Source organism: Nonomuraea sp. NPDC049695 (assembly GCF_040674955.1).
GTDB classification, from domain to species: domain Bacteria; phylum Actinomycetota; class Actinomycetes; order Streptosporangiales; family Streptosporangiaceae; genus Nonomuraea; species Nonomuraea helvata.
The window spans coordinates 1-11,463 of the sequence record NZ_JBFANV010000167.1 but is presented as its reverse complement, the minus strand read 5'-3'; the positions used below and the strand labels follow the sequence as shown (position 1 = coordinate 11,463).

The window sequence follows — 11,463 nt, the reverse complement described above, 5'->3', positions numbered from 1 at the left end:
ATCGACCGGACCACCTACAAGGCCACCATCAGCATCAACATGATCCCGGCCAGCCCTTGACGCCGCCACCACAGCCCTAACTGAACGGCGTTGGCCCTAGAACTCCTTCGATCGGCGTAACCGCGGCGGCCGCCCGTCCGGGTCGACGACCATCCGGTACAGCGGCAGTGCCATCGCCCGGCGGATGCGGCCGAGCTCCGGACGCGGGTGCGGGCGCAGCCGGCCGGGCGGGCGCGGGCCACGGCGGCCGCCGCGGTGCCAGGCCTCCAGCCTCGCGGCCGACTCGGCGAACGCCTCAAACGCCCCCTTGGGGTCGCACAGATCGGCCAGGTCGTCGCCGGGGTCGCGGTCCAGGTGCTCGGCGGCGAGCTCCAGCCGGAGGTCCCTGGCGAACCTGCGGGCCCCGGCGGGCGGGCGCGGATCGGGCTCCTCGTCGATCACGGCGCAGCTCAGCTCGGAGTCGTACGTCCACGAGCGCAGGTTGACGTTGTCGGAGCCGACGGACGCCCACACGTCGTCGACCACGCAGACCTTGGCGTGCACGTACACCGGTGTGCCCCGGTGGTTCTCCAGGTCGTAGATCGCGACCCGCCCGTCCCCGGCCCGCATCAGCCTGGACAGCGCCTCCGCCCTGCCGATCAGGCTGGCCGGTCCGGCCAGCCAGCCGTCCTGGTCGGGATGGCGCGGCACCACGATGATCATGTGAAGCCCCGGCTCGCGCTCCAGCGCCCGGGCGAACGGCTCGATCACCTCCGTGGACCAGAGGTACTGGTCCTCCAGGTAGACCAGCGACCGCGCCCGCCCCAGCACCTTGTGGTACGCCCTGGCCACGCTGCGCTCACCCTCCGGCGCGAACGGAAGGGCCCGGGGCAGGTGCGGATACGTGGTCAGCAGCTGCACGGCATGCCGGCCGGCGGGCCGCGGCGGCGGGCCGGGCTTCGGCAGCGGCGGCACGTCGGCCATGCGGGACAGGCGGTCGCGCAGCCGCCTGAACGGCTGGCGGGTCTCGGGCGCCGGATCCTCCCAGCGCTCGCAGAAGACCTTCTCCACCTCGGCCACGGCCGGGCCGTTGATCGCCACCTGGGCGTCGTGCCACGGAGGCCGCTCGCCGTAGGAGTCGGGCATCGGCGCCGCCTGCGGATCGCCCAGATGCTCGGCGTCGTCGCGGCGGCTGTGGCACAGGTCGATGCCGCCGACGAACGCCACGTCCCTGCCGGGATCGCGGTCATGGCGCAGGACGACGAACTTCTGGTGGTGCGCGCCGCCGCGCCGGACCCGGGTGTCGAGCAGCGCCTGACCGCCCGCTTCCTCGATGTCCTCGCCGAGGTGCCGGTTCTCGGCCGAGCTGAAGCGCAGGAAGTCCAGGTGCGAGCGCCAGATGAGGCCCCTGACCAGCGCGCCTCTCTCGGCCGCGCCCGCCATCGCGGCCGCCACCCCCGGCCCGTCCGGCGTGAGCCGTTCGTCGGGGTCGCCGCGCCAGTCGGCGAACAGCAGCAGGTCGTCCTTGCCGAGGGCGGCCAGGCACGCGCTGAGCTCGCCGAAGTAGGCCGAGCCGTGGATGAGGGGCCGCACCAGGTTCCCCTCCGTCCAGGGCGCCAGCTTGCTTGAGCCGTTGCCGCGCTCCTCGGCGGTGAGGAACCAGTCGTCGAGTCTCATGTACACCGCCCGCGCGCCTCTCCGAAGAGGAACCAGTCGTCGAGTCTCATGTACGCCGCCAGCGCGCCTCTCCGAAGCAGTACCCCGCGAACAGCAGCAGCCCGAGCGCCACGACCACCAGCAGCCACGGACCCACCGGGGTGTCCGCGAACGCCCTGAGCGTCGCGTCGATGCCGCCGGCCTTGTCAGGGTCGAACGTGATGGCCGCCTGAACCACGAAGATCCCGGCCAGACCGGCGATCACCCCGCGCGCCAGATACCCGGCGAGCCCGAGCCGGTCCATCACCTTGCCTGCCTTGGGCGGCATCGGCCGTAGCTCCTTGCGGAACTTCTTCTTGAAGCCGTACCACACCCAATAGGCGCCGAGCGCGACGATGCCGAGCCCGATCGCGCCCACGATCAGCTGTCCTGCGGGCAGGTCGAGCAGCTTCGCCGTCAGGTCGTGAGACCTCTTGTCATCGGACTGGCTCTTGCCGCCCAGCAGCAGGGTCAGCAGCGCGGTGCACACGAACGCGTACACCACCACCCGGCTGCCCGCCTCCACCCGGTCCAGGACCTTGCCGTGCCCGAAGATCGCTTCGGATGCCTGCCACAGGGTCAGCCCGGCGAAACCGACGGCCATGACCCACAGGAGCACGGCCCCGAACGGCAGGTCGGCGACCGTGCCGATCGCCCCGTTCTTGTCCGCCTCCCGGCCGCCGTGACCCAGCGCGATCTGAACCGCCAGCACGCCGATCAGCCCGTACAGCACGCCACGGCAGACCAGGCCGACCCGCGCAAGCTTCTCCATGGCCGGGCTGTCCGCAGCCCGGCGAGCCATGGTCGCAGCCTCGCTCATGCATTCTCCCGAAAGTCCGTCAAAGACCTGGGAACTGCCCGGGATTGCGCGCTCTAGACCTCCACGGCCTCTCCCTGGGCCTTTGCCGCCCAGCAAGGTCCAGGTCCACATAGCGCAGATTCCTACATGCGTCCGGATCGGTGCTCATGGGAAAATATGCGCCTTAACGGGGAGGAGAGGGAAATGCGACGAGCGGTGATGGTGGGTGTGGCGATCGCCATGGCGGTGTTATCCGCCGGCTGCAGCGGTCAGGGGGCCAAGGCGACGCAGGACGCCGGTTCGACGGGCGCCGGGGCGACAGGCGCGGGGCCGGCGGATGGTGGCGGCGTGGTCTCGCTCACCTTCGACGACGGTCTGGTGCGTCAGGAAAAGATGGCGCAGGAGCTCACTAAGCGGGGCATGGTGGGCACCTTCTACGTCCTCAGCACCCGCATCCAGGCCCCCGGCTACCTCAACCAGACCCAGATGGCGGAGTTGTCCCAAGCGGGGCACGAGATCGGCGGGCACACCCGCACGCATGCCAGGCTCCCCACCCTCCACACTGACGAGCAGCGCAGGGAGGTGTGCGGCGATCGGTCCGCGCTGGAGGCCATGGGCTTCACACCGAGATCGTTCGCGTACCCCTTCCACGAGGTCAACGCGGCGGCCGAGGCCGTGGTGAAGGAGTGCGGCTACAGCAGCGGCCGGGGCCGGGCGGGCGCGGCCGCGGAGCAGATCACCCCGGCGGACCCGTACAACCTCAACACGCCGCTCGCGGTCGGTGCGAGCGCCACGCTGCCCCAGATCCAGCAGTACGTGATCGCGGCCGAGCAGCGCAAGGCGTGGGCGATCCTCGTCTTCCACGACTACTGCGACGACTGCGGGTCCCTGGGGGTGAAGCCCAAGATCTTCACCGAGTTCCTCGACTGGCTGAAGGGGCGGAAGGTCGCCATCCGCACCGTCGGCGACGTCGTCGGCGGAGACGTCCGGCCCGTGCCGCCGCTCAAGCCCCCGTCGATCGTGATGAACGCCTCGCTGGAGAACTACTTCGGCAAGGAGGGGCTCCCGGACTGCTGGCAGCTGGACGGGCGGTCCCCGACCGCCACGTTCGGCCGGGTGGCGAGCGCGCACACCGGGCGCTGGGCCGGCCGGATCCAGGTGACCGGGGGAGACCCGGGGCAGCTCAGGCTGGCGATCAAGCAGGACGACGGCGAGTGCGCCCCCAAGCCGGGCCGCATCTCGGTCTGGTACACCTCGACCGCGCCGGTGCGCTTCACGCTCAGCAAGAGGACCGGCGACGGGGTGTGGTCAGACTGGACCGACGGCCCCGTCTTCCCCGCCGCGCCGGCCTGGCGGCAGGCCACCTGGGCCCCCAAACTGGGGGACGCCGCGGGGGTCAGCTTCGGCCTGGTGCTGACCGCGCCAGGTCAGGCCACCTTCGACGACTTCGCGCTGCGCTGAAGCACATTCGCGAAGGCGGCCAGGGCGTACTCCGTGTGCGTGCGCTCCTTGACGAGTTGGGCGGTGCTCAGCAGGGCGGTGCGGAAACCGGGGTCCGACAGCGCCCGGAGCGCCTTGTCCGCCGCCGCCGCCCAGTCTCCCGGCGGGTAGAGCGCCTCCGCCGGGAGGATCTCGGGGAGCGCGCCCACCGCGGGCGCGATCGCCGGGCACCCCCGCACCAGCGCCTCGGCGATGGACATGCCGAACGACTCGTCGGTCGTCGTCGAGACGGTGAGGCCGCCGTTCGCCGCGACGGCGGAGTAGAGGGCGGGCATCCGGTCGTAGTCGAGGCGCGGCAGCCAGCGGGCCGAGCCGAGGGCGGGTGAGGTGGCGAGCTTGGTGGTCAGCGCGGACACTTCGCTCGCCGGTGCGGTGTACCCGCCGACGATCAGCGGCGTGACGCCGGGGCGCGCGGCCGCGATCCGGTCCAGCAGGTCGGCGGCGGCCCGCCAGCGCTTGTGCCCGTCAAGCTTGCCGATCCAGGCCACCGGCGCGGAGCCCAGCGCGGGAGGGACGGTCTCGGCGTGCCAGCGCTCGTCCAGGCAGTTGGGGACCACGCTGATCGGTGACAGCCCCAGCGCCCTCAGCTTCCCGCGCATGTACTCGCTCACGGTCACGATGTGGTCGGGGCGGATCGAGAGGTCTCCCAGGTAGGAGAGGTTGGTCGTGGTCGTGTGCACCTCGAGGATCAAGGACCCGGGGGAGCCCGCGCGCTGCCACGCCGACAGGAAGCTGGGGCTGTCGATCACGACGACGACGTCCGGCGCCGCGTCCCTGATGGCGGCCTCACGGGCTTCGTCGGTGGCCGTCACCCGGGCCACTCCCGGGGGGAAGTGGGCGACCATGCCGTGGTCGGCCTCGTAGAGCACGCCGATCTCGTACTCGGCCGAGAAGTGGGTGTACCGGTTGAGCAGCTGGGTGGACACCCCGCCGATCACGCCGTAGCGGTAGCAGAACAGCACCTTCATCGGCACTCCAGCAGCGTCAGCAGGTCCTCGCGGCCCTTCCGGACGACCTGCTCGGCCAGCTCCGAGTACGCCTCCACCCGGCACTCCCAGGTGTTGCTCGCGAGCCAGGAACCGATCTCCTCGGTGTCGGGCGCCGAGCCCGCGACCTGGGGGATGGCGGTGACGAACTCCGCCGCCGACTCGGTGACCCGTACGCCCGGATAGTCCACGCACTGCGGGAAGTAGGTGCTCAGCACCGGCAGGCCGAGATGGAGGTACTCGTAGACCTTGATCGGGTCCACCGCGTCGGCCAGCGGGCCGTTCTTGAACGGGATCAGCGCCAGCGCCCACTCGGCGCTGAGCTCGGCCAGCTCCCGATGGCCGAGCAGTCCGAGCAGGCGCACGTTCTCCGGCAGTTTCAGGTCGGGGTTCTGGTGCCCGGCCAGCTCGAAGGTGTAGTGCGGATAGGTCCGGGCGGCGCGGATCACCAGGTCCCAGTCGAACCACTTGTCGGTCAGATGCCCGAAGTAGCCGATCCGGGTGGCGTCGGGCCGGCGCGGGGCCGAGGGGACGGGGAAGGCCGGGTCGAGGGCGTTGGCGTTGACGTTCACCTTGCGGCCGCCCAGCTTCTCCATCTTCCTGGCCAGCGGCGCGGAGACCGCGGTGACCACGTCGGCGTGCGCGACGAGGTAACGCTCGTGACCGGGGTGGTACCACTTCGCCATGCCGATCTTGGCGAACTCCTCCCAGTCGTCACGCGCGTCGTAGATCGTCACCCAGCCGTGCGAGGCGGCGTGGGTCAGCGTCCGCACCATCGCCTCATGCGGGAACGAGGCGAACAGCAGCTTCCGCTTGCCGCCGAAGTCGGCGCCCAGCACCTCGTCGAGCAGCCGGGGCGTGATGTCGATCGGGCTCTGGAACAGCAGCGGATCGGGGTGCGACGGCAGCGGATCGGTGTCGCGCCAGCGGTAGTAGTTGAAGAAGACCGGGCAGTCGCGGCCGAGGTAGACGCGGGTGAGACGGATGGGCCTGTTGCCCCGGGCCTCCTGCACGAAGGTCGTGCCGGAGAACATCAGCACCACCTCGTCGCCCTCGGCCGCCCTGGCCCGTTCGATCCACTCGTGCAGCCCGATCCTGAACTCCTCCACCGGCACCGGCGCGACCGCGGCGGGCCGCGGCGCCGGCGCCGGCGCGGGGGCGGGCGACGGTGACGGGCTCGTGACGGCCGTACGGGCCGGGGCGGCGGGGGAGCGCGCCGGGAGGGCCTTCGGGGCCGGTTGCGCCGGGTCGGGCTGACCGGGGCGGCGTAACCTCCGGTAGACGGAGAGCACGCGCCAGGCGCGCGAGGAGCGGATCCTGTTGACCTGCTCCCGGTAGTCCGCCAGCCGGCCGGTGACCGTCTCCAGCTTGGCCCTCAGCCGCTCGTTCTCCTGCCGCAGCTTGGACTCGGCCGTGACGAGCTTGCCCAGGCGCTGCTGGGTGAGCTCGTGCCGGTGCCGCTCGCCGTTGTAGACCGTACGGAGCCTGGCCAGGGCCGCCCGGTCCTTCTGGAGCTCCGCGTCGAGCGTGGCGACGCGCTCGTTCAGGACCCGCAGATCCTCCGCGTGCGCGGCCTCCGCCGCCCTCCGGGCCTCGCCGTGGGCGGCCTCGGCCGCCCGCTGCGCCTCGCCGTGCGCGGCCTCGGCCGTCCGCAGGTCCTCGGCCTGTGCCCGGACGACGGCGCGTAGCTCGTCCCGCTGGGCGGTCACCGCCTCGGCCGTCTCGCGGACCGTCTCCAGGCCGGAGCTCAGCCCCTGAATCGACTCCAGGAGCCGGTTCCGCTCCGCCTCGGCGGCGTCGGCCGCCTCGCGGAGCAGGCCGATCTCGGTCTCCGCGGCGCGGATGCCGGCGCGCAGCCGGTCCCGCTCCTCCGTCAGCGTGCGGAGCTGGTCGTGGAGCTCGTCCCGTTCCGTGGCCGCGCCGTCCGCGATGCTCGAGGACAGGCGGCGCACGGTGTCCTGGAGCACCGACAGCTGGTCGAGGACGTCTTGTCCCGTCCTGCTCTCACCGAGCTGCGTCTTGAGGTCGGCGTTGGCGGCGGTGACGTCGCGGTAGAGGCGGTTGGCCCGCTCCAGCTTGTCGCGGAGGCCCTGCAGCCGCTGCTCCAGGTGCTCCTCGCGCTGGAGGAAGTCCGCCTCCTCCGGGCTGAGCAGGTAGGCGGGCACACCCCGCGGCTCCTCCCGCCGTACGGCCACGGCGGCGATGTGCCGGTCCAGGACTGTCAGCTCGCGGACCTCGAACAGCGGGTCGATCAGGCGGCGGAAGCCGTCTCGGTAGAACGTACGGCGATGGTCGTGGTGCGGCATCAGCCCGTGGGGCACGGAGAGCAGGAGCGTCCCGCCGGGCGCCAGGACCCGGTGGAGCTCCGTCAGGACCGCCCCCGGGTCACCCACGTGCTCGAGCAGCTCTCCGGCGACCGCCGAGTCGAAGCAGCCGTCGGGGAAGGCGAGGCGTTCGCCCTCGCCCCGCAGGAAGGCCAGCCTGGCGGCCACGTCGGCGGGAAGCTCGGCGGCCAGCCGCGTGGCGAAGACGATGGCCTCCTCCTCTATGTCGACGCCCGTCACCTGGTCGCCCCGGCGGGCGGCCAGGATGGACAGGGTCCCCTGGGAGCAGCCCAGGTCGAGGAGGCGACCCGGAGGGAGATGATCCAGGAGCCAGTGCAGCCGGTTCCGGGTCAGCGCCTGAGTTTCGGGGTCGACATCTATCCCGTTATAGGCACAATGGACGCGATCATGGTTCATGTGGGCAGGGACCCCTGGGCGATGATCAGTGAAGGCCCGACATTACCATTTCTGGAAATATCCGTTAAGGGCGGTAATCAAGGTGCCGGTGTTCCGTAAGTTCGTCGTCCTGGTGATCGCCCTGTGCACCCTGATGGGTTGCACCTCCTCAGCGCCCTCCGGCGCGCGGAAACCGCCCTCAGCGGTCGCGGCGACCCAGGTGCCCGTCGGGCTCCTCCACGAGACCGTGCCAGGCCTGCGCGTCGACGACGAGCTCTACGTCCCGCTCGACGCGCTGGCGAAACGACTGGAAGTGACCGTTTCCACGGGTGCCGACGGCGTCGTACGGGCCGAGTACTTCGAGGACGAGACCCCGCTCATCAAGAAGCACGATCCGCGCGGACCCTGGCTGCACTTCGCCGGCGTGGACGTCACCACGTGGCGGCGCATCTCCATCGGGCCGGACGGCATCCCGATCAGCACCTACGATTTCGGCACCTTCCAGTATCCGGTCGAGGTCGTCCAATACGGCATGGAGAATTACAGCAAGTGGGTGGCCACGGGCGACGAGAAATACCGGCCCAAGGCGGAGACGGTCGCCCGCTGGCTGCTCGAGCACCAGGACGCCAAGGGCGGCTGGCCCGTGCCCTTCGACTACTCCTACCGCGACGGGCTCGCCGGCGAGCTGCGCGCCGGCTGGTACTCGGGCATGGCTCAGGGCATCGGGGCGGCCTTCCTGGCCAAGATGTACGACAAGACGCGTGAGTCCCGCTACGGCGACGCCGCGCTGCGGGCGCTCGGCCCCCTGCGGACCAACGTGGAGGACGGCGGCGTGCTGCGCCGGTTCGAGGGCCGCTTCGACTGGTTCGAGGAGTACCCGACGCCGACCCCGACGCATGTGCTCAACGGCTACCTGTTCGCCCTGATCGGCGTGCACGACGTCGGCGAGCTCATGGGTGACAAGGCCGCGAAGGAGATGTTCCAGCAGGGGCTCAAGACCCTCGACAGGATCCTGCCGCTCTATGACCTGGCGTACCGGACCAGCTACGACCTCCTCCACTACACGCGGACCCCGGCCACCGCGCCCAACCCCGCCCGATGGAGCTATCACTCGCTGCACGTCACCCAGTTGTCGGCGCTGGACGCGATCACCGGCGGGCGCTACAGCGAGATCGAGAAGCGCTGGCTCGGCTACCTCGAGGGAAAGGCGCTTCCCGGCAATTAGTTATAAAGTCCACTAATCGATCTCGGGAGGTATCGAGGGGATGCGCCGCTTCCGTCGTCTGCTGTGGATATCCCTGGCCTCCCTGGTGCTGCTGGGGGCGCTCGGCACCGGCGGGCTCTTCATCTACCAGTCCAGCCTAGACAGCGACATCGTACGGTTACCCGCGGCGCTGCCCACGTCCCAAGCGGAGGAGAAGCAGCGCCCGCAGCCCAAGCCCGGCCACGGCGAGACGTGGCTCCTCGTGGGAACCGACCGCAGGGCCGACGCCCAGACCACGGGAGACGGCGCCAAGGCGGCGCTCTGGGTGCCCGGCTCCCAGCGCACCGACACGATCATGCTGGCCCACCTCTCGGAAGACCGGAAACACGTCGCCGTCGTGTCGATCCCCCGCGACTCCTGGGTGACCATCCCCGGCCGGGGCCGCGCCAAGATCAACGCCGCCTTCTCCTGGGGCGGGCCCGCCCTGCTGATCAAGACCGTCGAGTCGCTCACGGGCATCCGCGTCGACCACTACGCCGCGATCGACTTCAAGGGGTTCGCCGCGGCCGTCGACGCGGTCGACGGCGTCGACGTCGAGGTGGCCAAGACCGTGCGCGACACGAACAGCGGCACCACCTGGACGGCGGGCCGCCACCATCTCAACGGCGAGCAGGCCCTGCTGTTCGTCCGGCAGCGCTACAACCTGCCCGGCGGGGACTTCGACCGGATCAAGCGCCAGCAGGCGCTGCTCAAGGCCCTTTCCGACCGGACGCTGACCGCCGGCACCCTGACCAACCCCGGCAAGGTCGACGGACTGCTCCGCTCGATCACCAAGGCCACCACCGTCGACGACGGCGTGACGTTGGCCATGCTCAGAAGCCGTCTCATCGACCTGGCGGAGCTGGACGCGTCCGACTATTTCACAATGCCCACCCGTGGAACCGGCATGGAGGGCGCGCAGAGCGTCGTCTACCTGGACAGCCGTAAGACCCGAGCGTTGAGCGATGCCCTCAGGACCGACCAGGCACGCGAGTACGTCAAGCGGACCGGGCCGGGGAACTCCGTCAAGACGGTCCGCTAGTCACCCGCCGAGGATGTTCCAGGCACGTACGGTCCAGTCCGTGCCGGCGGAGACCGCGATCGTCGTGCCGCCGGCCTGACCGGCGGCCAGAGCGTACACGGGACCGGCGTGCCCGCCGATCGGCTTGCCGACCGCCTCGCCGGTGCGCAGGCTCCACACGCGCAGCGACCGGTCGTCACCTGCCGAGATCACCCGGTCGCCGGCCGTCGTCAGCGCCCGCACCCAGTCGGTGTGCCCGGTCAGCGGGGCGCCGATGGCCGTCCCCGTGATCAGGTCCCAGCGGCGCAGCGTACGGTCCTCGCCCGCCGACACCGCGATGGGACGGCCGTCGACCACGGCGGTGGTCACCGCGAGGACGACACCCTGGTGGCCGGTCAGCGGCGCTCCGATCTGCTTGCCGGCGGCGATGTCCCACAGGCGCAGCTCGTGGTCCTCGCTCGCGGAGATCGCCACCGGCCGGCCGTTCACGATCGCGGACGCCACCGCTCTGATCGGCTTGCGGTGCCCGGAAAGGGGCGGCCCCACGGGGGCGCCCGTGACGGCGTTCCACCGGTACAGCCGGCCGTCGGCGCCCCCCGAGACGATCACGTCGTTGACGATCGTGACGGCGTTGACGCTGCCCTGGTGGCCGGTGAGCGGCTTGCCCAGCGCCGCGCCCGTGTCCAGCCGCCACATCCGCAGCACTCCTCCCGCGTCACCGCTGACGGCCACCGGATTGCCGCCCACGGTGCCGGCGGCCATCGCCATGATCTGATCGGTGTGCCCGAGCAGCGGCGTGCCGATGGCCTTTCCCGTCAACGGGTCCCACATCCTGACGGTCTTGTCGGCCCCGCCGGAGACGGCCAGCGGCCTGCCGCCCACGGTCGCCAGCGCGACCGCCTTGACGGCGGCGGAATGGCCGGGGGTGCCGGCGGACACGGCGGAGGCGGTCCACTTGCCCAGGTCCCAGGTCCGTACGGACTTGTCCGCGCCGCCGGAGAAGGCGAGCGGGGCGCCGTCGATCAGGGCCGCCGTGACGGCCGTGACGAATCCGGTGTGTCCGGTGAGCGGGGCGCCCACGGGCTTGCCCGCGGTGTCCCAGCCGCGGATCACGCCGTCGCGGCCCGCGCCCAGCAGCGTCCAGGACGTCCCCGTCCTGATCGCGGCGAGCGAGATCACGACATCGGGCAGGCTCTCGATCGTGGTGACCTTGCGAGAGGCGAGGTTCCAGATCTTGACCGTCTTGTCGTCGGAGGCGGAGACGACGGCGTCCGGCGTGACGGCCAGCGCCCGCACCCAGTCGGTGTGCCCGGCCCTGGCCCGGCCCGCGGGCTTGCCGGCCGTCAGGTCCCAGAACCGCAGCACCTTGTCCTTGCCCGCGCTCACCGCGACGGGCTTGCCCTTCAGGGTGGCGGTGGCGACCGCGAGGACGGCGCCGGTGTGGCCGGTGAGCGGGGTGCCGATGGGGCGGCCGGTGGTGAGGAGAGCGGAGGTTCGTCGGGTGTGGAAGGTGGGTGTGG

General features: G+C 71.2%; 8 protein-coding genes. 3 read left to right on the top strand and 5 right to left on the bottom strand.

Annotated features, from left to right (window positions below; translation table 11 throughout):
• Positions 1-96 precede the first annotated feature (96 nt).
• Together AB0J64_RS55680 and AB0J64_RS55675 are read right to left on the bottom strand one after the other, a co-directional pair.
• On the bottom strand, positions 97-1,656 hold the full coding sequence (locus AB0J64_RS55680; protein WP_364046450.1) for a phospholipase D-like domain-containing protein: 1,560 nt from the start codon (positions 1,654-1,656) through the stop codon (positions 97-99).
• Positions 1,657-1,702: 46 nt separating this feature from the next.
• On the bottom strand, positions 1,703-2,494 hold the full coding sequence (locus AB0J64_RS55675; protein WP_364046448.1) for a DUF1206 domain-containing protein: 792 nt from the start codon (positions 2,492-2,494) through the stop codon (positions 1,703-1,705).
• A 183-nt stretch (positions 2,495-2,677) separates the two neighbouring features.
• Between AB0J64_RS55675 and AB0J64_RS55670 the strand changes: the two genes are divergently transcribed.
• Positions 2,678-3,934: a polysaccharide deacetylase family protein gene (locus tag AB0J64_RS55670; protein ID WP_364046446.1), complete on the top strand. Its 1,257-nt coding sequence runs from the start codon at positions 2,678-2,680 to the stop codon at positions 3,932-3,934.
• Here AB0J64_RS55670 and AB0J64_RS55665 read toward each other — a convergent pair.
• Both AB0J64_RS55665 and AB0J64_RS55660 read right to left on the bottom strand, forming a co-directional pair.
• Positions 3,901-4,941 carry a glycosyltransferase family 4 protein gene (locus AB0J64_RS55665; protein ID WP_364046444.1) on the bottom strand — a complete coding sequence of 347 codons (1,041 nt, stop codon included), beginning with the start codon at positions 4,939-4,941 and terminating at the stop codon, positions 3,901-3,903. The two genes, AB0J64_RS55670 and AB0J64_RS55665, sit on opposite strands and share 34 nt — an antisense overlap.
• Positions 4,938-7,700: a methyltransferase domain-containing protein gene (locus AB0J64_RS55660; RefSeq protein WP_364046442.1), complete on the bottom strand. Its 2,763-nt coding sequence runs from the start codon at positions 7,698-7,700 to the stop codon at positions 4,938-4,940. Before AB0J64_RS55660 ends, AB0J64_RS55665 begins: the two co-directional genes overlap by 4 nt.
• An 88-nt stretch (positions 7,701-7,788) precedes the next feature.
• Here AB0J64_RS55660 and AB0J64_RS55655 point away from each other — a divergent pair, with 88 nt between their 5' ends.
• Both AB0J64_RS55655 and AB0J64_RS55650 read left to right on the top strand, forming a co-directional pair.
• Positions 7,789-8,904 carry a D-glucuronyl C5-epimerase family protein gene (locus AB0J64_RS55655; RefSeq protein ID WP_364046440.1) on the top strand — a complete coding sequence of 372 codons (1,116 nt, stop codon included), beginning with the start codon at positions 7,789-7,791 and terminating at the stop codon, positions 8,902-8,904.
• 40 nt (positions 8,905-8,944) lie between these two features.
• Complete coding sequence (locus tag AB0J64_RS55650; protein WP_364046438.1) at positions 8,945-9,964, top strand: LCP family protein; 1,020 nt, start codon at positions 8,945-8,947, stop codon at positions 9,962-9,964.
• Here the strand turns inward: AB0J64_RS55650 and AB0J64_RS55645 are convergent.
• A partial coding sequence (locus tag AB0J64_RS55645; RefSeq protein WP_364046436.1) for a WD40 repeat domain-containing protein occupies positions 9,965-11,463 on the bottom strand: 1,499 nt, incomplete at its 5' end.